Annotated in this window: 23 protein-coding genes; 4 read left to right on the top strand and 19 right to left on the bottom strand. The window is 70.3% G+C overall.

Annotated elements, in window-relative coordinates:
• Positions 1 to 17: 17 nt before the first annotated feature.
• Positions 18 to 833 carry a M57 family metalloprotease gene (locus tag SHK19_RS04425; protein ID WP_322937944.1) on the bottom strand — a complete coding sequence of 272 codons (816 nt, stop codon included), beginning with the start codon at positions 831 to 833 and terminating at the stop codon, positions 18 to 20.
• A 133-nt stretch (positions 834 to 966) separates the two neighbouring features.
• Between SHK19_RS04425 and SHK19_RS04420 the strand changes: the two genes are divergently transcribed.
• Positions 967 to 1,734 carry an exodeoxyribonuclease III gene (locus tag SHK19_RS04420; RefSeq protein WP_322937943.1) on the top strand — a complete coding sequence of 256 codons (768 nt, stop codon included), beginning with the start codon at positions 967 to 969 and terminating at the stop codon, positions 1,732 to 1,734.
• A gap of 78 nt (positions 1,735 to 1,812) precedes the next feature.
• A complete protein-coding gene (locus tag SHK19_RS04415; protein WP_322937942.1) occupies positions 1,813 to 2,469 on the top strand; it encodes a hypothetical protein in 657 nt (218 codons plus the stop codon).
• A 10-nt stretch (positions 2,470 to 2,479) separates the two neighbouring features.
• Here SHK19_RS04415 and SHK19_RS04410 read toward each other — a convergent pair whose 3' ends face one another.
• From SHK19_RS04410 to SHK19_RS04375, 8 genes are all read right to left on the bottom strand, one after another.
• The gene (locus SHK19_RS04410; RefSeq protein ID WP_322937941.1) at positions 2,480 to 3,265 is read right to left on the bottom strand and encodes a glucosamine-6-phosphate deaminase; all 786 of its coding nucleotides are present in this window, start codon (positions 3,263 to 3,265) and stop codon (positions 2,480 to 2,482) included.
• Positions 3,265 to 4,404 carry an N-acetylglucosamine-6-phosphate deacetylase gene (gene nagA / locus SHK19_RS04405; protein WP_322937940.1) on the bottom strand — a complete coding sequence of 380 codons (1,140 nt, stop codon included), beginning with the start codon at positions 4,402 to 4,404 and terminating at the stop codon, positions 3,265 to 3,267. Before nagA ends, SHK19_RS04410 begins: the two co-directional genes overlap by 1 nt.
• Entirely contained in the window at positions 4,401 to 5,321 is a 921-nt protein-coding gene (locus SHK19_RS04400) for an ROK family protein (RefSeq protein WP_322456721.1), read from the bottom strand. The genes nagA and SHK19_RS04400 overlap by 4 nt, the downstream gene beginning before the upstream one ends.
• Entirely contained in the window at positions 5,309 to 6,709 is a 1,401-nt protein-coding gene (locus SHK19_RS04395; RefSeq protein WP_322937939.1) for a glycoside hydrolase family 3 N-terminal domain-containing protein, read from the bottom strand. The genes SHK19_RS04400 and SHK19_RS04395 overlap by 13 nt, the downstream gene beginning before the upstream one ends.
• Positions 6,706 to 7,548 carry a carbohydrate ABC transporter permease gene (locus SHK19_RS04390; RefSeq protein WP_322456723.1) on the bottom strand — a complete coding sequence of 281 codons (843 nt, stop codon included), beginning with the start codon at positions 7,546 to 7,548 and terminating at the stop codon, positions 6,706 to 6,708. The genes SHK19_RS04395 and SHK19_RS04390 overlap by 4 nt, the downstream gene beginning before the upstream one ends.
• Positions 7,548 to 8,453, bottom strand: coding sequence for a carbohydrate ABC transporter permease (locus tag SHK19_RS04385; protein WP_322456724.1), 906 nt, complete (start codon positions 8,451 to 8,453; stop codon positions 7,548 to 7,550). Before SHK19_RS04385 ends, SHK19_RS04390 begins: the two co-directional genes overlap by 1 nt.
• Before the next feature lie 197 nt (positions 8,454 to 8,650).
• Positions 8,651 to 9,928, bottom strand: coding sequence for an extracellular solute-binding protein (locus SHK19_RS04380; protein WP_322456725.1), 1,278 nt, complete (start codon positions 9,926 to 9,928; stop codon positions 8,651 to 8,653).
• A gap of 61 nt (positions 9,929 to 9,989) precedes the next feature.
• Entirely contained in the window at positions 9,990 to 11,084 is a 1,095-nt protein-coding gene (locus SHK19_RS04375; RefSeq protein ID WP_322937938.1) for an ROK family transcriptional regulator, read from the bottom strand.
• 70 nt (positions 11,085 to 11,154) lie between these two features.
• Here SHK19_RS04375 and SHK19_RS04370 point away from each other — a divergent pair, with 70 nt between their 5' ends.
• Positions 11,155 to 12,234 carry an ABC transporter ATP-binding protein gene (locus SHK19_RS04370; RefSeq protein ID WP_322937937.1) on the top strand — a complete coding sequence of 360 codons (1,080 nt, stop codon included), beginning with the start codon at positions 11,155 to 11,157 and terminating at the stop codon, positions 12,232 to 12,234.
• 68 nt (positions 12,235 to 12,302) lie between these two features.
• Positions 12,303 to 12,743, top strand: coding sequence for a DUF6542 domain-containing protein (locus SHK19_RS04365; RefSeq protein ID WP_322456728.1), 441 nt, complete (start codon positions 12,303 to 12,305; stop codon positions 12,741 to 12,743).
• On the opposite strand, the gene SHK19_RS04360 is transcribed toward SHK19_RS04365, so the two are convergent.
• From SHK19_RS04360 to SHK19_RS04315, 10 genes are all read right to left on the bottom strand, one after another.
• Positions 12,692 to 13,312, bottom strand: coding sequence for an L-threonylcarbamoyladenylate synthase (locus tag SHK19_RS04360; RefSeq protein WP_322456729.1), 621 nt, complete (start codon positions 13,310 to 13,312; stop codon positions 12,692 to 12,694). The two genes, SHK19_RS04365 and SHK19_RS04360, sit on opposite strands and share 52 nt — an antisense overlap.
• 21 nt (positions 13,313 to 13,333) lie before the next feature.
• Positions 13,334 to 14,335, bottom strand: a complete 1,002-nt coding sequence (locus SHK19_RS04355) for a 4-hydroxy-3-methylbut-2-enyl diphosphate reductase (RefSeq protein WP_322456730.1) — start codon at positions 14,333 to 14,335, stop codon at positions 13,334 to 13,336.
• 194 nt (positions 14,336 to 14,529) lie between these two features.
• A complete protein-coding gene (rplQ, locus tag SHK19_RS04350) occupies positions 14,530 to 15,171 on the bottom strand; it encodes a 50S ribosomal protein L17 (RefSeq protein WP_322937936.1) in 642 nt (213 codons plus the stop codon).
• Positions 15,172 to 15,359: 188 nt separating this feature from the next.
• On the bottom strand, positions 15,360 to 16,376 hold the full coding sequence (locus SHK19_RS04345; RefSeq protein WP_322456732.1) for a DNA-directed RNA polymerase subunit alpha: 1,017 nt from the start codon (positions 16,374 to 16,376) through the stop codon (positions 15,360 to 15,362).
• 116 nt (positions 16,377 to 16,492) lie between these two features.
• A complete protein-coding gene (gene rpsD / locus SHK19_RS04340) occupies positions 16,493 to 17,101 on the bottom strand; it encodes a 30S ribosomal protein S4 (protein WP_322456733.1) in 609 nt (202 codons plus the stop codon).
• A gap of 29 nt (positions 17,102 to 17,130) precedes the next feature.
• The gene (gene rpsK, locus SHK19_RS04335) at positions 17,131 to 17,529 is read right to left on the bottom strand and encodes a 30S ribosomal protein S11 (protein WP_149751605.1); all 399 of its coding nucleotides are present in this window, start codon (positions 17,527 to 17,529) and stop codon (positions 17,131 to 17,133) included.
• 79 nt (positions 17,530 to 17,608) lie between these two features.
• Entirely contained in the window at positions 17,609 to 17,986 is a 378-nt protein-coding gene (gene rpsM, locus SHK19_RS04330) for a 30S ribosomal protein S13 (RefSeq protein WP_118925179.1), read from the bottom strand.
• 249 nt (positions 17,987 to 18,235) lie between these two features.
• Positions 18,236 to 18,349 carry a 50S ribosomal protein L36 gene (gene rpmJ / locus SHK19_RS04325; protein ID WP_004008316.1) on the bottom strand — a complete coding sequence of 38 codons (114 nt, stop codon included), beginning with the start codon at positions 18,347 to 18,349 and terminating at the stop codon, positions 18,236 to 18,238.
• 29 nt (positions 18,350 to 18,378) lie between these two features.
• Positions 18,379 to 18,600, bottom strand: coding sequence for a translation initiation factor IF-1 (gene infA, locus SHK19_RS04320; RefSeq protein ID WP_028656368.1), 222 nt, complete (start codon positions 18,598 to 18,600; stop codon positions 18,379 to 18,381).
• Positions 18,601 to 18,792: 192 nt separating this feature from the next.
• Positions 18,793 to 19,707, bottom strand: coding sequence for a hypothetical protein (locus SHK19_RS04315; protein ID WP_322937935.1), 915 nt, complete (start codon positions 19,705 to 19,707; stop codon positions 18,793 to 18,795).

Below are 19,707 nucleotides of genomic sequence, written 5' to 3'. Positions count from 1 at the left end.
CCGCCGGCGGCGGATCCTCAGGACCCGTAGAGAGCGCGCACCCCTGCGGCGTCGGACGCCTGGAACTCCAGGTCGGACGAGCCGCCGTTGCACTGCGGGTAGTGCATGATCGACTTGTTGTCGTACGGCGTCAGCGGGCGCCAGTTGTTGTCCTCGAAGCAGGTGCCGGCCTCGGGGCGGGTGTGCTCGTGCCGGAAGCCGAGCGCGTGGCCCAGCTCGTGGGCGAGGATGTCGACGGGCTCCCAGCTGCCCGAGCTCCAGATCGAGTCGTCGATCAGCACGTTGCGCGATCGCTTCGACGAGCTCGGGAAGAACGCCCGGGCGATGTACTGCGAGGTGCTCACCGGCTCCACCGAGAACAACACGTTGGTGTTGCGGGTGTTGCAGCTGCCGTTCTGGGAGGACACGTAGACGAAGTTGACGCGCGAGGTCGCCGACTCCCAGAGCCCGGCGCCACCGGCCATCGCGTTGACGACGTCGGCGTGCCGGGTGCCGAACCGGGTGCTGACGCAGTAGGTCAGGTTCAACGCCTGGCTGGCCGACCACTTGTCGTCCCGGCCGTTGACGGTGTTGACGACGAGACCGTCGTCACCCGCCTTGCTCGTGGTCGAGTTCTTGCCGACCATCGACGTGTAGAACTGCTTGAGGGCGCCGTCGCTGCTGACCGGCTCGTCACCGTTGACGATGTACTGGCCGTCGCGGTCGACGTACGTGTCGGCCTTGAACTCCTTGTACGTCGGCACACCCCCGTCGTTGGCGATCGCTGCGCCTGCGAACGCCACCACCAGGCACGCTGCCCCGGCGGAAATCCTGCTGAATCCCGAGAACTTCATTGAAAACCCTTCTTCGGCGAACCCTTCCGGCCTCATTAAGCAGCCGCATATCAGAATCGACAAGAGGTTCTCCGCCTCACAAATGCGCAGCCCCTCACACTGCAGGGTTCTGCACCGCCGCTACCGTGGCCGGGTGCGGATCGCGACCTGGAACGTCAACTCCCTCCGCTCCCGGATCGACCGGGTGGAGGCGCTCCTCGATCGGCACGACATCGACGTCCTCGCGCTGCAGGAGACCAAGGCACGCGAAGACCAGCTGCCGCTGATGGGCCTACAGGCCCGGGAGTACGAGGTCGCCGCGGCCGGCTTCAACCAGTGGAACGGCGTCGCGCTGATCAGCCGGGTCGGCCTCGACGACATCGAGATCGGGTTCCCCGGCATGCCCGGCTGGGGCGAGCCGGTGGCTCCGGAGGCGCGGGCGATCGGTGCGACCTGCGGCGGGGTCCGGGTCTGGAGCCTCTACATCCCCAACGGTCGCAAGCCCGACGACCCGCACTACCGCTACAAGCTGGACTGGCTGAGCCGGTTGCGCGAGGCCGCACACGCGTGGCAGGACCGGCCGACGGCACTCGTCGGTGACTGGAACATCTGCCCCACGGACGACGACGTCTTCGACGCCGCCCAGTTCAGGAACTCCACCCACGTGACGCCCGCCGAGCGCGGGGCGTTCCAGGCCTTCCTCGACGACGGGTGGTCGGAGGTGACCCGCGCCCACGCGCCGGGCTTCACCTACTGGGACTACTACCGGCAGCGGTTCGAGCGGGACCGTGGCCTGAAGATCGACTTCGTCCTCGGCTCGCCGACGTTCGCGGAGCGGGTGACCGGTGCGTTCATCGACCGCGAGGAGCGCGCCGGGCAGGGTGCTTCCGACCACGCCCCGGTCGTGGTCGACGTGGCCTGATCTCGTCGCGAGGCAACCTCGGACGGTCCCGCGCGTCTTGCTCTACAGGGGGCAGAGCGCGACCGAGCGGAGACACACATGCACAAGCGATCTATTCGATTCCTGGGGACGGCACTCGCCGCCCTCGGCCTGGTCCTGCCGCTCGCTGGCTCGAAGGCGGCAGCCGCGCCGGCGGTCGACGACGCCGACTTCCCCACAGTGGCCGACGTCGCGGCGATCTACCCGTTCTACGACGGCGGCGGGCGCCAGGTGGTGGACGACCCGGAACTCATCCTGGTCAGCAGCGACTGCCTCCACGACCGCGTCGGACCGACCGCACCGTCGGGTGGCTACGCGCTGTACTGGGGCGGTGACGACAACCCCTCACCCCTCGATGACGGGGGTGCGGAGCCCCGGGTCGAGATCTACCGGTTCAACAGCCTGTCCCGCGCGCACCAGGTGCTCGGCAGGATCAGGGACAACGTGACCCGCTGCTACGGGCGGTTCGCCGCGGGCGAGCGGGTGCGTGTCCGACGAGGCATTACCGTGCCCGCGCTCGGGTCGGAGCCGCCCGTCGCGTGGCGGACCCGCGTGCAGAACGACCCCGACCGCGACGAGGTGCCGGACTTCAACACCATTGACATCTGGGTGCGTCGCGGCCGCTACCTGGTCCTGGTCGAGGTCGCGCGGATCACCGCACCGGGCAAGGCTCCCGCGGTCTCGCTGGCGCGCGCCGCGCTGGAGTCGATCGGCTGAGCCGCGTTCCTCAGAGACCTTGCCAGGCAGGCTTGGCGTCGTAGACCTCCCGGTAGTGCGCGCGGCGCTCCAGGCCCTGTGCCGCGGCGGGGTCGACCAGCACGGTGGCGTGGGGGTGGAGCTGGAGCACCGAGGCCGGGCACGTGGCTGACAGCGGGCCCTCGACGGCCGCGGCCAATGCGTGCGCCTTGCCGGGGCCGGTCGCCAGGAGCAGCAGGTGCCGGGCTCGCAGGATGGTGCCGAGGCCCTGGGTCAGCACGTGTCGCGGCACCTCGTCGGACGACCCGAAGAACCGGGCGTTGTCCTGCCGAGTCTGCTCGGCAAGGGTCTTGATCCGGGTCAATGACCCCAGTGACGAGCCGGGCTCGTTGAAGGCGAGATGGCCGTCGGACCCGATCCCGAGGAGCTGGACCTCCACTCCCCCGGCTGCCTTCAGCTCCGCCTCGTACCGCTCGCCGGCGGAGGCCAGGTGGGCCTCCGTCGGGTCCGGACCGCGGACGCGCTCGGCGGGGATCCCGAGGGGATCCGTGAGCTCGCGCGCGATCGTCGCGCGGTAGCTGCCGGGGTGCCCCGGCGGCAGGCCGACGTACTCGTCGAGCGTGAAGCACCACACCCTGGCGTACGACGGACCGGTCCCCGCGTGGTGGCGGCGGATCAGCTCCCGGTAGGTCAGCAGCGGTGTCGACCCGGTCGCGAGGCCGAGCACCGCATCGGGCCGGGTGCGGACCGCGGCCTCGATGGTGTCCGCGGCGAGCGTGGCCACCTCGGTGTCGGACTCGAGCGGGACGACCTCCATCAGGCCTGCCCCCCGTGGACGAGCCGGCCGCCGACGACCGTCGCGACGACGTGCAGGTCGTCGTCGACGAGGGTGAGGTCGCCGCGCGCGCCGGGCGTGAGCCGTCCGCGTTCGTGGTCACCGACCAGGCGAGCGGCGGTCGTGGTGCAGGTCGCGACCGCCTCCTCCAGGCTGCAGCCGGTGGCCTCGCGCAGGACCCGCAGGCACTGCGGCAGCGAGGCCGCCGATCCGGCGAGGGTGCCGTCCGCGAGCCGGACCGTGCCGTCCCGGACCACGACCCGCTGGTCGCCGAGCCGGGCCGGGCCGTCGGGCATGCCGAGCGCCGCCGTGCAGTCGGTGACCGCGACCAGCCGCTCCCTTCCGAGCACCCGCCACAGCACGGACAGCGTCACCGGATCGAGGTGGTGACCGTCGGCGATGACGCCCGCCACGAGCCGCGGGTCGGCGAGCGCGGCGCCGAACGCGCCGGGCTCGCGGGCCGCGAGCGCCGGCATGGCGTTGCCGAGGTGGGTGACGGCCCTGGCACCGCGCCCCGCCGCGGCCGTCACCTCCGCGGCGGTGGCCTCGGTGTGCCCGATCGCGACGATGACGTCGCGGGCGACGAGGGCCGAGATCACCTCGAGCGCGCCGGGAAGCTCCGGCGCGATGGTCACCATCGTCACCCCCGTCGCTCGTGACCAGTCCGCGACCAGCTCGGTCGAGGGCGGTCGGAGCCACCGCTCGGGATGGGCGCCCTTCCTGGCCGGCGCCAGCATCGGCCCCTCGAAGTGCAGCCCGAGCGGCAGCGCACCCGCCCATCCGGCCGGTGGCCCGTCCACGAAGGTGGCGAGCGCCCGGTCCCGCGCGTCGGGTGCGGAGGTGATGACCGTCGGCAGGAACGCGGTCACGCCGTACGCCGGCAGCGCGGCGGCCGCCTCCCAGAGCCGCTCGGGCTCGAGGGTGAGGTCGATCCCCGCGACACCGTTGACCTGGAGGTCGATCAGGCCCGGGAGCACGGTCAGGCCGGCGGCGTCGTAGGACGTACCGGTGGCGCTACCCGGCTCGGCGACCCGGCCGCCGACGACCGCGACGTCGGACGGCGAGCCGTCGGATGCCCGAGCCCCTCGGACGATCAGGTCGCTCATGTCGTGGGAGATCATGTCTCGGCGCTCGGGAGCAGGGCGGCGCCGAGCGCCGCGACCGGCACCCCGCTCGGGACGAGAAGCACCCGGCCCGGCAGGTCCAACGACCGCAGGAAGGGCGATGACGAGGCCTGCTCCGCGAGGGCGTGCGCGACCGAGACCCGCAACCGCTCGCCGACCTGGGCCACGCCGCCCCCGAGGACGACGAACTCCGGGTCGACCGTGAGGCAGACCAGTCGGACGGCGTCCGCCACCCGGGCCGCGAACCGGTCCCGGATCCCCATCGCGCGCGGATCGCCGGCGGCGGCGGCGTCGAAGAGTGCCTGCGCGGGAGCGACCCCTTCGACCGGCCAGGCCTCGGCGACCGCGGATCCCGAAGCTGCGGTCTCCAGGCAGCCCACCTGCCCGCACTGGCAGGGCCGGCCACCGGGGTCGACGGGCACGTGACCGATCTCGCCGGCCGCGCTCCGGAACCCTCGCCGCAACCGGCCGTCGAGGATCGACGCCGCCGCCAGACCGGTGCCGAGGCTGAGGTAGACGAGGTCGTGGTGACCGGTGACCTGGGCCGCGCCGAGCGCTGCGGCGTTGACGTCGTTGTCGACGACGACCCTGGTGCCGGTGCGCTCGGCCAGCCGCTCGGCAATGGGGAACCAGTCGTCGACACCGAGGTTCACGGCGTGCTTGACCGAACCGCTGGCCGCGTCCACCAGACCGGGGACCCCGACGCCGACCACGCCGTCGAGATCGGCGCCGAGGCGGGCCCGCAGCTCGGCCACCACGCCGGCCGCAACGGCCACGACGTCGTCGCCGCCCGTCGGGGTGGTCGCGAGGACCTCGGCGAGCACCACCCCGTCGGGAGTGGCGGCCACGCCCTGCGTCTTGGTCGCCCCGATGTCGAGCCCGACCCTCGCCGTCGCCGCCGTCACCGGTGCCACCCCGCCTTCCGCACGATCTCCTCGACTGCGGCGACCACCGGCCGCGAGCTGCCCCGGGTGCAGATCCTGGCGATCTGCCGGTCTTCCCAGCCGGTCCGCGGTCCCGGCCAGCCCCACTCGATGACGAGAGCGCCCTCCGGCAGCGTCGCCAGCATCGCGCTCACGTCCGGGTGGCGGTGCGCGTCACGAACCTGGACGACGACCGGCCCGGCGGGCAGCTCGGCGCCCGGGGCGACCACGACGTCCGGCGGGATCCCCCACGGGACCTCGCCCACCGCGATGTTGGCGGGCGTGCTGATGGTCACCACCCGCGCGCCGGTCAGGTCCGGCACCTGGCGCTCGACGATCAGTGCTCGCCGGGCGGCCTCGGCCATCGCCGTGCCGACGTCGCCGACGACCGGCTCGGCGGGCACCGGCCTCCGGATCCGGCTGGTGCGCGCGACCGCGTCGGCGAGCCGCTCCTCCCTCAGCCGTCCGGACCGAACGGCGTCGACGATCGCCTGCTGGATCTCGCGCACCAGTGACGGGTCCTTGTCCGGACCGACGCAGAGCAGGTCGGCACCGGCGACCAGGGCCAGCACGGCGGCCTCGGGGATGCCCCGGCCGGCCGAGACCCCGGCCATGTCGAGGGCATCGCTGACGATCGCGCCGTCGTACCCGAGTTCGTGGCGCAAGACGCGCAGGACCGCCGTGCTCAAGGTCGCGGGCAGGTCCGGGTCGAGCGCGGGGACCGCGATGTGTGAGGTCATCACCGCTGCGACCGCCGCCTCCACGGCTGCGCGGAACGGCGGCAGCTCCCGGGCCCGTATCTCCGCGGCGGAGGCACCGATCACCGGCAGGGTGAGGTGGCTGTCCTGCGCCGTGGAGCCGTGGCCGGGGAAGTGCTTGACGCAGGCGGCCACACCCGCCGCCTGGAGGGCACCGGTCCAGGCCGCCACGTGGCGACTCACGTGGATCGGATCGGAGCCGAAGCTCCTGGTGCCGATCACGGGATTGTCCGGGTTGCTGTTCACGTCCGCGACCGGGCCGAGGTCGAGGTCGACACCCGCGGCGACGAGGTCCGCCGCGACCGCGCGTCCGGCGGCGGCGGTCAGGGCCAGGTCGTCGACCGCGCCGAGCTGAGCCGCTCCGAGGACGGGACTCCCGGTGCGGGCATGCAGCCGGGTGACGTCGCCGCCCTCCTCGTCGACCGCGACCAGCGCATCCGGGCGGGCCCGTCGTACGGCGTCGGTGAGCGCGCGGGCGTCGCCGATACTGCCGGTGAGGTTCGAGCCGAACAGGCAGATCCCACCGAGGCCGTCCTGCAGAAGGCGCGCCCACGCCGGCGGCAGCTCCGGGCCGCGGAACGACGGCAGCAGGACGCCGAGCGCGTGCGACTCGACGCTCATCCCTTCACCGCGCCCGCGGTGAGCCCGGAGACCATCCGCCGCTGGACGATCAGGAAGAACACGATCACCGGGATCGTGATCAGCGTCGAGGCGGCCATGATCGCGCCCCAGTCGACGCCACGACTCCGCGACTCGGAGAACCCGACCAGCCACACCGGCAGTGTCTCCTTGACCGGGTCGGTCATCACGACCAGCGCGAGCGTGAACTCGTTCCACGCCTGGATGAACCCGAACAGACCGGTCGCGACCAGACCCGGCGCGAGCAGCGGCAGCGTGATCCTGAAGAACGCCTGCACCCGCGAGCAGCCGTCCATCATCGCGGCCTCCTCGAGCTCGCGCGGCACGCCGTCGACGAACCCGCGCAACGTCCAGACGGTGAACGGCAGCACGCTCGCGACGTACACGAACGTCAGTCCGAGGACCGAGTTGAGCAGGCTCACGCCCTCGAGCATCTTGTACTGGCTGATGAACAGCCCCTCGGCCGGGATCATCTGGATCAGCAGCAGGGTGAGGATGAACGACGTACGCCCGCGGAACCGGAACCGGCTGACTGCCACCGCCGCGAGGAACGCGAACAGCAACGCCACCCCGACCGTCAGCAGCGTCACGGAGAGGCTGGTGACCAGCGCGTTGCGGAAGCCCTCGCCCTGGAGGATGCGGTCGTAGTTGGTGAGCGTGCCGTCGAGCGGCAGCCAGGTCTGCTCGTCGCTGCGGATCCGGTTGCGCGGCAGGAACGACCGGCTGATCATCCAGTAGACCGGGAACACGCTCACGAGGAGGATGACGATCCCCAGCGCGTCGGCGGCGAACCGCGACGGTGCGGGCGTACGGCGGGACATCAGTCGTCCTCCTGGCGGAACATGATGCGGAGGTACGGCGCCGTCAGCACGACGGTCAGCGCCAGCATGAACATGGCGGCCGCCGCCGCCGTACCGAAGTCGCCGCCCTTGATGCCCAGCGTGTAGATGTAGGTGCCGAGCAGGTTGGTGTCGCGGGTGATGCCGCCCGCCTTCTGCAGCGTGTAGATCTGGGTGAAGACCCGGAGGTCCCAGATCACCTGCAGCAGCAGGACGACGAGCAGCACCGGCCGGATCGTCGGCATGACGACGTGCACCATCCGCTGCCAGGCCCCGGCACCGTCGATCTCGGCCGCCTCGACCACGTCCTCGGACACCTGCGTGAGCGCGGCATAGACCGTGAACACCACGAACGGCACGCTCATCCAGACCACGATGATCGTGGCGACCGTGAAGAACGACATCGGCTCGATGAGCCAGGAGTGGCCGTCGTGGTCCGAGCCGAGCGAGGTGAGGACGGAGTTGACGACGCCGTACTGCGTGTCGAAGAGGAACTGCCACACGATCATGGCCGCCACGACCGGCGTCGCCCAGGTCAGCAGCAGGCCGCCCTGGACGGCGAGCCGCACCCATCGGCTCATCCGCGTCATCAGCAGCGCGATGCCCACGCCGACGCCCATCGTCAGCGCGGCGTTGACGAAGCAGAACACCACCGTGCGCAGCACGACGGTCCAGAGGTAGGAGTCGCCGAGCAGCTCGCGGTAGTTGCCCAGCCCGACCCACTCCGGCGGCCTGCCGAACTGCTGCGCGAGGCCGAACTCCTGCAGGGACAGGACCACCTGGCGCACCAGCGGATAGCCCAGCGCGAGAGCGAGGAGCGCCGCGGCAGGCAGCACGAGGCCGGCAGGCAGCGGCGTACGCCGTACGGCCGGGTGTCTGCCCCTCATGGACCAACTCTCCTTCTGATTGCGCGAGCGTGTCGCATACGGTGCGGCACCGCCCGGACCATCGCAAGCTCGGTCCAGGGGCGCCGCATCGTGCGGCTTCGCCGCGGTGCGACACGCTGCCGCGCCGCAGTCGAGGTGGACTGCAGTCGAGGACGCCTGGCGGCTTGCGGGCCGTCAGCGCGCCCCCGACCCGGGCGTCAGTTCAGCTCTTCGGTGATGCGATCGTCGGCCTCGGACGCGAGGTCCTCGACGTCACCGCCCTGGGCGATCTGGCTGAAGAGGTCCTCGAGGATGCGGGTGCCCTCGACGGTCGCCCAGTTCGCTGCAGCCGGCGTCAGCTTTGCGTTGGAGGCCGCCTCGATCGTCGCCTGGGCGAACTCGTCGTCGCCGAGCAGCGACTGGAGCGAGGTGCGGGCCGGGGTCAGCCCGTTCTCGGCCAGGATGCCCTGGTACTCGTCGCTGAGCATCAGGGCGACGATGTCCCGGGCCAGGTCCTGGTTGGGCGTCTGGGCGGCGACAGCGATGTCGGAACCGCCGAGCAGCACCGGCGCCGGTTCACCGTCGGAGCCGGGCAGTGCGAACACGCCCACCTGCTTGGCCAGGTCCGGGCAACCGGCCTCCGGGTCGGTCAGCAGGCCCATGACCCAGCCGGGACGCGACATCATGCCGATCTTGCCGGCACAGAACGGCGTGACCGGGTCGGCCTCGTTGGCGTCGGCCGGGGCTCCGGATGCCTCCTCGAAGAGGGTCTGGAAGGTGGTCAGACCCTCGATCGACTCCGGCGAGGCCAGGGTGCCCCTCCAGCCGTCGCCGTCGGCCGTCGCGAAGTCACCACCGGCGTCCCACAGGAACGCGGCGCCGTCGCGCCAGTCCTGGCCCGGCAGCCAGTAGCCCGAGAAGTCCGGCTCGTCGTTGGCCGCCTTCAGTGCGATTGCCGTCGAGACGAACTCGTCCATCGTGGTCGGCACCTGGAGGCCGGCCTTGTCGAAGAGGTCCTTGCGGTAGAACACGTACGTCGAGCCCGCGTAGTACGGCACGGCGTAGGTCTTGCCGTCGATGGTGGCGCCTTCGACGAAGCCGGGCAGCAGGTCGTCGCCGCCGAACTCGTCGAGGTCCTCGGTGAGGTCGCTGAACGCGCCCGCGGTCGTGAACGTCGGCGCCTGCGTGTTGCCGACCTCGACCACGTCCGGGGTCTGGTCCTCCGACGAGAGCGCGGTGGTGAGTCGCTCGACCAGGCCGTCCCACTCCTGCTCCTCGATCGTGAGCGTGGAGCCGGGGTGCTCCTCCTCGAACGTCTCCTTGAGCCAGTCCCGCGCTGCCTGTGGGGTGTCGGCGCCGTTGAGCCAGACGACCATGTCGGCCTGGTCCGGTCCTCCGCTGGTGGGCGACGAGTCGTCGTCGTCGGAGCCGCAAGCGCTGGTCACGCCCAGCAGGGCGGTGACGGCCGCGATGGCCAGAATCTTCTTGTTGCGCACCACTAGTTCCTCTGCTTCCTTACTGGGACGCGAACCCGCTGTGGGTTGCGCGGCTTGGGGATCACGAGACCCCCAGCTCGGCGGCGAGGACCAGACCGGTCGCGCCGACGAGTACTCCGTCGTCGCCGAGCGTCGTCGCCCGGACCACGAACTGCTCCGCACTGACGGGCATGACCCGCTCGCGGATGAGGGGCGCGGCGATCCGCGCCAGCGGCTCGACGAGGTCCAAAGGCCCGCTGAGGACCAGCTCGCCGAGGTTGAGGGTGGCGACCACCGGCGCCAGTGCCGTCGCCAGCTGGTGGGCGGCGCGGTCGAGCACCTGGTCGGCGCCGCCCGCGGAGATCAGGCGACGCAGGCGGGGCACCGCCAGGAAGGTCTCGAGGCATCCACGGCGGCCGCAGGCGCAGGCCTCGCCGTCGGGGTCGACCTGGACGTGTCCGATCTCGCCTGCGGCCCCACCGTGCCCGTGCAGCAGGTTTCCGCCGAGCACCAGGCCGGCGCCGACACCGGTGCTGAGTCGGATCAGCATCAGGCCGCCCTCGGCGCCCCCGCCGAAGGTGAACTCGCCCAGGACGGCGACGTTGGCGTCGTTCGCGACGTAGACCGGCTGTCCGAGGGCGCTGCCGAGCGTCTCCGCGAGCTTCACGTCGCGCCACCCCAGGTTAGGGGCGTCGACCACGACGCCCTCGGGGCTCACGACGCCGGGGCTGGCCACGCCGACACCGAGCAGCGGAGAGGTCGCGCCCTTGATCAGGTCGGCGGCGAACGCCCGGACGGCCTCGACGGCCTCGTCGCCGCGTCGTCCGGCGAGCGGCTCGGCGTGGCGGGTGATCACCTCGCCGGCGAGGTTGAGCACGGCACCGACGATCTGCTCGTCGACCGAGAGATCGATCGCGAGGATGTGCTTCGCATCCGGGACCAGGCCGACCAGCGTCGGCGGCTTGCCCACCCGGCTCTCCACCGGCGTGCCGAGCTCGTTGACCAGGCCCTCGGCCAGCAGCTCGCCCACCAGCTCCGACACCGTGACCCGGGTCAGCCCGCTGGACCGGGCCAGGTCTGCGCGGCTGGCCGGGCCGTGCCCGAAGAGCTGCTGCAACAGCATCGACCGGTGGTGCCGCCGCGAGTCCGCTCGGTGGAGCTTCGTGCGGTCACGCAAGGGGCGATCGGTGGGGCTGCGCCAGGACATGTTTGTTAGTTCAGCATACTTACATATAGCCTGTCTACCTATGACGCGCATCACGTTCGAGAAAGCCCAGCGCTGGTACGCCGGAGCAGAGCGGCCCGCCGTACCGGGAATCGACCTCGAGGTCCCCGAGGGCGAGTTCCTCGTCCTCGTCGGCCCGTCCGGCTGCGGCAAGACGACGACCCTGCGGATGCTGGCGGGCCTCGAGCCCGTCGACAGCGGCCGGATCCGCATCGGCGACCGGGACGTGACCCGGGTGCCGCCGAAGGATCGCGACATCGCGATGGTGTTCCAGAGCTATGCGCTCTACCCGCACAAGTCGGTCCGCGACAACCTCGGCTTCGCGCTCAAGATGGCGAAGGTCGCGCGCCCCGAGCGGGAGCAGAGGGTCGCCGTCGCGGCCGACACGCTCGGGCTCACCGCCCTCCTCGACCGCAAGCCGAAGGAGCTCTCGGGCGGCCAGCGGCAGCGGGTGGCCATGGGTCGCGCGATCGTGCGTCAGCCCCAGGTCTTCTGCATGGACGAGCCGCTCTCGAACCTCGACGCCAAGATGCGGGTGCAGACCCGTGGAGACATCGCCCGGCTGCAGCGCGAGCTCGGTGTCACGACCGTGTACGTCACGCACGACCAGGTCGAGGCGATGACCCTCGGTGACCGGGTGGCCGTCATGCACGAGGGTGAGATCCAGCAGATCGACACTCCGCTTGCGCTCTACGACCGCCCCGCCAACCTGTTCGTGGCGGGCTTCATCGGGTCGCCCCAGATGAACCTGCTCGACGTCCGGTTCGACGGCACCGGGCTCTTCCTCGGCACCCACCGGATCCGGCTCGAGGCAACGGCCGACGTGGCTTCCGTCCGCCGGGTCACGGTCGGCGTGCGTCCGGAAGGGTGGGACCTGGTCGGTGCCGACGAGGGGATCCCGGTCCGGATCGACCTGGTCGAGGAGCTCGGCTCGGACAGCTTCGCCTACGGCTCGGCCCAGCTGGGCGATCGCACCCGGACCGTCTCGGTGCGGCTCCCGCGGCGCGACCCCGCCGCGGTCGGCACCACCATCCACGTCGCGGTGCCGCAGCACGGGGCGCATCTCTTCGACACCGAGACCGGCCGGCGCCTGAACGCCTGAGGCGACGCGGGGTCTGCCTACGGCGCGCCGCGCGCGCCCTGCGCAGCCGCAGACCTAGCGTGAGAAACGTGACGAGCAGATCGCGCACCCTGTGGGAGTCCGGCGAGGAGCCCGGCCACGAGGTCGCTGCGCTCGCCGTCGCCCTGCTGCTGACCGCGATGACGATCGATCTGGCGCTGGGCGACCGGCTCGGCCTGCTCTTCGACCTGACCTTCGTCACCGTGTGTGCGCGAGCCGCGCTGATGGTCCGACCCGCCGACTTCTTCACCGTGGGTGTGCTGCCCCCGCTCGCGATGCTGGCGAGCGTGGCGCTGCTCGCGATCGCGCAGCCGGGAGCCGTCGCACGCGAGCGGGACGGCGTCGTACAAGCGACCGTGTCCGGCCTGTCGGGGCACGCGATCGCCCTCGTGATCGGCTACCTGCTCTGCCTCGGGGTGCTCGCCGTCCGCAACCAGGTTCAGACGAACCGGTCGGGATCGCCCGCGCCGCGGCGCACCATCTCCGGGTAGCCCTCCGACCAGTCGACGACGGTGGTCGGCTCGGCCGGGGTCTCCCCCGCCTCGACCACGATGTCGACCTGGTGGTCGAGCTCCTCCTTGATCTCCCACCCCATGGTGCGGGGCTCGGTCTCGCCGGGCAGGATCAGCGAGCTCGACAGGAGCGGCTCACCCAGCAGGTCCAGGATCGCGCGGACCACACCGTGGTCGGGGATCCGTACGCCGACGGTGCGCTTCTTGGGGTGCATCAGCCGCCGGGGCACCTCGGGCATGGCCGGCAGGATGAACGTGTAGGGACCGGGTGTCGCCGAGCGGATCGCCCGGAACGCAGCGTTGTCGACGTGCACCAGCTGGCCGAGCTGCGAGAAGTCGCGGCACACCAGGGTGAGGTGGTGCCGCTCGTCGAGGCCGCGGATCCTCAGGATCCGGTCCCGGCCGTCGCGATTGCCGACCCGGCAGCCGAGGGCGTAGCCGGAGTCGGTCGGGTAGGCGATCAGCGCGTCCTCGTGGAGCGCGTCCACGATCTGCTGGAGCACCCGGGGCTGCGGGTTGTCCGGGTGGACGTCCAGGTACTTCGCCATCAGGGGGCAGCCACGACGGTGCTACGGCCGGCCGGCGGCCTTGAGGTCGCGGTGCAGCTCCTTGGGGAGGGAGAACACCAGCGACTCCTCCGCCGTCTGCACGGGGCGGGCGTCCGGGTAGCCGCGCTCGGCCAGGTACTCCAGCACGCCCTGCACCAGGTCGTCGGGCACGGAGGCACCGGAGGTGACGCTGACCGTGCGGGCTCCCTCGAGCCAGGCTTCGTCGATCTCGGAGACGTCGTCGACGCGGTAGGACGCCTTGGCGCCCGCCTCGAGCGCCACCTCGACCAGACGGACCGAGTTGGAGGAGTTGGCCGACCCGACCACGATCACCAGGTCCGCGGTGGCGCCGATCTCCTTCACGGCGACCTGCCGGTTCTGCGTCGCGTAACAGATGTCGTCGCTCGGCGGGTCCTCCAGCTGAGGGAACTTCGCCCGGAGCCGGCGTACGGTCTCCATCGTCTCGTCGACGCTGAGCGTGGTCTGGGAGAGCCAGGCGAGCTTGGCGTCGGGAGCGAACTCCAGGTTGTCGACGTCGTCGGGGTGCTCGACGAGGACGGTCTGGTCGGGCGCCTCACCCGCGGTGCCCTCGACCTCCTCGTGCCCGGCGTGGCCGATCAGCAGGATGGTGTAGCCCTCGCGGGCGAAGCGGACCGCCTCGCGGTGGACCTTGGTCACCAGCGGACAGGTGGCGTCGATGGTCTTGAGCTCGCGCTCGGCCGCCTGGCGGTGGACCGCCGGCGACACACCGTGCGCCGAGAAGACGACGGTTGCGCCCGGCGGCACCTCGTCGAGCTCCTCGACGAAGATCGCGCCGCGCTTCTCGAGGTTCGACACCACGTGCTTGTTGTGGACGATCTGCTTGCGGACGTAGACGGGCGCGCCGTAGAGGTCCAGCGCCTCCTCGACCGTCACCACGGCCCGGTCGACCCCCGCGCAGTAGCCCCGCGGGTCGGCCAGCAGCACCTGCCGGCCGGCGTCGTCAGGCGACAGGACGCGCGGGTTGCCGAGGTCGATCGTCATGGCCCCCATCCTAGTTCCGCTCCTCCTCATGCCCGAATCCCGCCGACCCGGCTCATCTCAACGCCGACCCGGCTCATCTCAACGCCGACCCGGCCCATCTCAACGCCGACCCGTCGCAAAACGACGCCGACCCGTCGCAAAACGACGCCGACCCGTCGCGTTCAAACGCGACGGGTCGGCGAAGATGGAGCGGATCAGGCCTTCTCGTCGGTCTCCGACTCGTCCGCAGCCTCGTCGGTGGCCTCGGGGGCCTCCTCCTCGGTCTCTGCAGGGTCCTCGGTCGCCTCGGCGGTGGACTCCGCCTCAGCCGTCTCGACCTCGGTCGCCTCCGTGGACAGCACCTCGGTGTCGCCGGCCTCGTTGGTCGCCTCGACCTCGGCCGGGGCGTCCTCGTCGGCCTTGCTGACCTCGACCGGAGCGGCAGGCTCGGCCTTCTTCTTCGCAGTCGAAGGCTTCGGGCTGTAGGCCTCGTTCACGAGCTCGATCACGGCCATGGGGGCGTTGTCGCCGTGGCGCGGACCGATCTTGGTGATCCGGGTGTAGCCACCCGGACGCTCGGCGTACGTCGGCGCGATCTCGGTGAAGAGGTGGTGCACGACACCCTTGTCGGTGATGGCCCGCAGCACCTCGCGACGCTGGTGCAGCGGGTTCTCACCCAGGTGCGCCTTCTTCGCCTTGGTGATCAGCTTCTCGGCGTAGGGCCGCAGGGTGCGGGCCTTGGCCTCCGTGGTCGTGATCCGGCCGTGCTCGAAGAGCGCGGTGGCCAGGTTGCGGAGGATGAGCCGCTGGTGGGCCGGGCTACCGCCGAGGCGGGGACCCTTCTTGGGCTTGGGCATCTCTGACTCTCAATCCCCCCGGCCGTGTCAGGTACCGGGGATCAAGGCCCCGACCGCGTGTCGGTCGGAGGCCGCCAATCAATCTGAACTTGTGTTTCGGCCTGCAGCCGCCAACGACGCTGTATCTGCGTCTACGTAACTGCGAGGGCGGCAGCGCACCGTTTCCGACACGCTCGCCCAAATTCAACTCAGTACTGCTCGTCTTCCACGAAGGTGTCGTCGTCATCGTCGCCGTACGACGCGAGGGCGGCGTGCGGGTCGAAGCCCGGAGCGCTGTCCTTGAGCGACAGGCCCATCTCGTGCAGCTTCGCCTTGACCTCGTCGATCGACTTCGCGCCGAAGTTGCGGATGTCGAGCAGGTCCTGCTCCGAGCGGCTGATGAGCTCACCCACGGTGTGGATGCCCTCGCGCTTGAGGCAGTTGTAGGACCGGACGGTGAGCTGCAGGTCCTCGACCGGCAGGGCCAGGTCGGCGGCGAGCTGCTCGTCGACGGGCGACGGGCCGATGTCGATGCCCTCGGCCTCGACGTTGAGCTCACGGGCCAGGCCGAAGAGCTCGACCAGCGTCTTGCCGGCCGACGCGATCGCGTCGCGGGGCAGGATCGACGGCTTGGTCTCGACGTCGATGACGAGCTTGTCGAAGTCGGTGCGCTGCTCGACACGGGTGGCCTCGACCTTGTAGGTCACCTTGAGGACCGGGCTGTAGATCGAGTCGACGGGCATCCGGCCGATCTCGTTGTCGGCACCCTTGTTCTGGACGGCCGAGACGTAGCCGCGGCCACGCTCGACGACGAGCTCCATCTCGAGCTTGCCGTTGTCGCCCAGGGTGGCGATCTTGAGGTCGGGGTTGTGCACCTCGACACCGGCCGGGGGCGCGATGTCGGCCGCGGTGACGTCACCGGCACCGGACTTGCGGAGGTACATGGTGACCGGCTCGTCGTGCTCCGAGGAGACCACGATGCCCTTGAGGTTCAGGATGATCTCGGTGACGTCTTCCTTGACACCGTCGATCGTCGAGAACTCGTGGAGCACGCCGTCGACCTTGATGCTGGTGACGGACGCGCCCGGGATGGACGACAGGAGGGTACGGCGGAGCGAGTTGCCGAGCGTGTAGCCGAAGCCAGGCTCGAGGGGCTCGATGACGAACCGCGACCGGAACTGGTCGACGGTTTCCTCCGACAGGGTGGGGCGCTGTGCGATGAGCACTGTGTTCTTATCCTTTCCGGACCGACCGCTATATGAGGGCCCAGACGTGGTGCTTGGACGGTTGGAGCTGGGATTGGGTGGTGAGGGGCCTGGTCAGGCACGGCCCCCCACTCACATCACTTCTTCGAGTAGTACTCGACGATGAGCTGCTCCTGGACCGGGATGTCGATCTGTTCCCGGACCGGCAGCTGGTGCACCAGGATGCGCATCCGCGTGGGGAGCGCCTCGAGCCAGGCCGGCACGATCCGCTCGCCGTGGGTCTCCCGGGCGACGATGAACGGCGTCATCTCCAGCGACTTCTCGCGGACGTCGATGATGTCGTACTGCGTGACCTGGAACGAGGGGATGTCGACCTTCTTGCCGTTGACCAGGAAGTGACCGTGGGTCACCAGCTGGCGGGCGTGACGACGCGTGCGGGCGAACCCGGCGCGGTAGACCACGTTGTCGAGACGGCACTCCAGCAGTTGGAGCAGGTTGTCACCGGTCTTGCCCTGCCGGCGAGCGGCCTCGACGTAGTACTTGTGGAACTGCTTCTCGAGGATGCCGTAGGTGTAACGCGCCTTCTGCTTCTCCTGCAGCTGGTTGCGGTACTCGCTCTCCTTGATCCGCGCGCGGCCGTGCTGGCCCGGCGGGTAGGGACGCTTCTCGAATGCGGCGTCGCCGCCGATCAGGTCGACACCGAGACGGCGCGACTTCTTGGTGATGGGGCCGGTGTAGCGGGCCATATCGTTCGCTCTCCTTCTTCAGTGTCGGGTCAGACGCGCCGGCGCTTGGGCGGGCGGCAACCGTTGTGGGGGGCAGGGGTGACGTCCTGGATGGTGCCGACCTCGAGGCCGATGGCACCCAGGGACCGGATCGCCGTCTCGCGGCCCGAGCCCGGGCCCTTGACGAAGACGTCGATCTTCTTCATGCCGTGCTCCATCGCCCGACGACCGGCGGCCTCGGCGGCCATCTGCGCGGCGTACGGGGTGGACTTGCGGGAGCCCTTGAAGCCGACGGTGCCGGCGGACGCCCACGAGATCACCGCACCGGTCGGGTCGGTGATCGTGACGATCGTGTTGTTGAACGTGCTCTTGATGTGGGCTTCGCCCTGAGCGACGTTCTTCTTCTCCTTGCGGCGGACCTTCTTGGCCGCGCGAGCCTTGGGAGGCATGCATTAACTCCTTGAGAAAGCTGGTCGGTGTGCCAGTGACTGCAGACAGTGCGGTGCCCGGAGGCAGCGACTGTTCAGATCACTTGGCCTTCTTCTTGCCGGCAACCGTGCGCTTCGGGCCCTTGCGGGTACGAGCGTTGGTCTTGGTGCGCTGACCGCGGACCGGAAGGCCCTGGCGGTGGCGGCGACCCTGGTAGCTGCCGATCTCGATCTTGCGACGGATGTCGGCTTGGACCTCGCGACGGAGGTCACCCTCGATCTTGATGTCCGCGCCGTCGATGGCGTCGCGAAGCTTGACCAGCTCTTCATCACCCAGCTCGTGGACGCGCAGGTCGGGGCTGACCCCGGTGGCTTCCAGCAGCTTCTGGGCGCGGGTACGGCCGATGCCGTAGATGTAGGTGAGTGCGACCTCGATGCGCTTGTCGCGCGGCAGGTCGACTCCGACGAGACGTGCCATGTTTGGCGTTTCTCCTTGGGATTCCACTGAGGTGTCGTGCGTGATGCTCCCGTCCGAAGGACGGCGCCGGCCTCAGTTCCGACGGTGGCTCCCGTCGTAAGACGGAAGTGCGATCACGCTGCAGAGGTTATTCAGTTGTGTGCGCCGGGCCCTGACCGATCCAACTCCGGCCGGCAGCGTGTCGGGAGCAACTCTTTCGGAAGCTTGCTTCCTCCACCTAGTTGCGGAGACACGCTCGGCCCGTTCAAATCAGCCCTGGCGCTGCTTGTGGCGCGGGTTTTCACAGATCACCATGACTCGGCCGTGGCGACGGATCACCTTGCACTTGTCACAGATCGGCTTGACGCTCGGGTTGACCTTCATGTCAGCCCTTTCTTGGTTGCGGCGGTTCGTTACTTGTAGCGGTAGACGATCCGGCCCCGGGAAAGGTCGTACGGCGAAAGCTCCACGACGACCCGGTCCTCGGGGAGGATCCGGATGTAGTGCTGGCGCATCTTTCCGCTGATGTGAGCAAGGACCTTGTGGCCGTTGCTCAGCTCGACGCGGAACATCGCGTTAGGAAGGGCCTCCACAACGGAGCCCTCCATCTCGATGACGCCTTCTTTTTTCGCCATGCCGTCCTTCAGGTTGGGTTCGTCTTCCGGTGGCCCGGGAACCTCCTGCTCCGCCCGGAAGCGGAGCCGGTGGACCTCGTGCAGCCACATCGCCGCGCTCAAAACCCGCTGAGTACTTGACTCCGACGGGCAGCCGCGAGCATGACGACGTAGACCCACGTTGGGCCGACACGCCAGTTTAGTGGAATCTGTTCACGAACTCCCAATCGCGGCGGCAAGCAGCTCGCGAGCGATCTCGGCCGCTCGGCCGGTCGCGGGATCGTCGACCTCGACCTCGTAGATCACGGGCCCGACCTGGGCCAGGCCGGATGCCTGGCTCACCGTAGCGGCAGGGCCCCGGACCAGCAACGCGGCGTCGGCCCCCGGCACCTGGATCGGCTGGAGCGTGACGCCCTCGGGGACGTACCCGTGCTCGGCGAGGTAGCGGTCCAGGTCGCCGGCGTCGCGGGCCGTGCTGAGGGTCGCGCTGGTGCCCGTGCCGGTCTCCCAGGAACACGAGGACCACGCCTCCTCCGCCGGGCCGGCTTCCCGCTCGGCCCGGCGCCCCAGGACGGAGGTGACCTGCGGATCAAGCACACACACGTCGGGCACCGGCGCACCCGAGTGGTCGACGGCGTCCTCGCCGAGCGTCGCCGACAGTAGCCGGACGGCGACCTCGGTCGAGCCACCGAAGGTCACCACGTACGCGTTGCCGTCCGCCTCGGCGGCCACCTGCTCGATCGCCAGGTCGCCGTCGTCGGTGGAGAGGACGACCGCGTCGTCGGCGCCGGGTACGTCGATCGGCTGCTCGCTCACCTCGCCGTACATCTCGAGGCCCCGCACGACCTGGTCGAGGTCCCCTTCCCCGGCACTGACGGTCAGGGTGAACGGCGCCTCGTCCTCGGACTGCCGGTAGGAGCAGAGCCGGAACGGCAGGTCCGGGGCGGGCTCACGGGCGCGCAGGTAGCTCGCCCCGACGATACGCGTGGCGTCCTCCGGCGGGAGGAGCGCGCAGACGTCGTCGATCGGCTCCGGGTCGTCCGTCCCGCCACTCGCGGATCCGTCGTCACCCGAGCACGCGGAGAGGAACAGGGCGGCTGCACCGGCCGCGAGCATCGAGCGCACCAC

The organism is Nocardioides bizhenqiangii (assembly GCF_034661235.1).
Lineage (GTDB): Bacteria > Actinomycetota > Actinomycetes > Propionibacteriales > Nocardioidaceae > Nocardioides > Nocardioides bizhenqiangii.
This window is presented reverse-complemented; position numbering and strand designations above follow the sequence as displayed.

Bases quoted from the DNA above. Each gene is read 5' to 3' on its own strand.
- SHK19_RS04355 (WP_322456730.1), bottom strand. From the start codon at position 14,335: ATGACGATCGACCTCGGCAACCCGCGCGTCCTGTCGCCTGACGACGCC.
- SHK19_RS04410 (WP_322937941.1), bottom strand. From the start codon at position 3,265: ATGGAGGTCGTCCCGCTCGAGTCCGACACCGAGGTGGCCACGCTCGCC.
- SHK19_RS04360 (WP_322456729.1), bottom strand. From the start codon at position 13,312: ATGGCGAAGTACCTGGACGTCCACCCGGACAACCCGCAGCCCCGGGTG.
- rpsM (WP_118925179.1), bottom strand. From the start codon at position 17,986: ATGGCACGTCTCGTCGGAGTCGACCTGCCGCGCGACAAGCGCATCGAG.
- SHK19_RS04390 (WP_322456723.1), bottom strand. From the start codon at position 7,548: ATGTCCCGCCGTACGCCCGCACCGTCGCGGTTCGCCGCCGACGCGCTG.
- SHK19_RS04425 (WP_322937944.1), bottom strand. From the start codon at position 833: ATGAAGTTCTCGGGATTCAGCAGGATTTCCGCCGGGGCAGCGTGCCTG.
- rpsK (WP_149751605.1), bottom strand. From the start codon at position 17,529: ATGCCTCCCAAGGCTCGCGCGGCCAAGAAGGTCCGCCGCAAGGAGAAG.
- SHK19_RS04415 (WP_322937942.1), top strand. From the start codon at position 1,813: ATGCACAAGCGATCTATTCGATTCCTGGGGACGGCACTCGCCGCCCTC.
- SHK19_RS04370 (WP_322937937.1), top strand. From the start codon at position 11,155: ATGACGCGCATCACGTTCGAGAAAGCCCAGCGCTGGTACGCCGGAGCA.
- SHK19_RS04385 (WP_322456724.1), bottom strand. From the start codon at position 8,453: ATGAGGGGCAGACACCCGGCCGTACGGCGTACGCCGCTGCCTGCCGGC.
- rpmJ (WP_004008316.1), bottom strand. From the start codon at position 18,349: ATGAAGGTCAACCCGAGCGTCAAGCCGATCTGTGACAAGTGCAAGGTG.
- rpsD (WP_322456733.1), bottom strand. From the start codon at position 17,101: ATGGCCCGCTACACCGGCCCCATCACCAAGAAGTCGCGCCGTCTCGGT.
- rplQ (WP_322937936.1), bottom strand. From the start codon at position 15,171: ATGCCCAAGCCCAAGAAGGGTCCCCGCCTCGGCGGTAGCCCGGCCCAC.
- infA (WP_028656368.1), bottom strand. From the start codon at position 18,600: ATGGCGAAAAAAGAAGGCGTCATCGAGATGGAGGGCTCCGTTGTGGAG.
- SHK19_RS04395 (WP_322937939.1), bottom strand. From the start codon at position 6,709: ATGAGCGTCGAGTCGCACGCGCTCGGCGTCCTGCTGCCGTCGTTCCGC.
- nagA (WP_322937940.1), bottom strand. From the start codon at position 4,404: ATGATCTCCCACGACATGAGCGACCTGATCGTCCGAGGGGCTCGGGCA.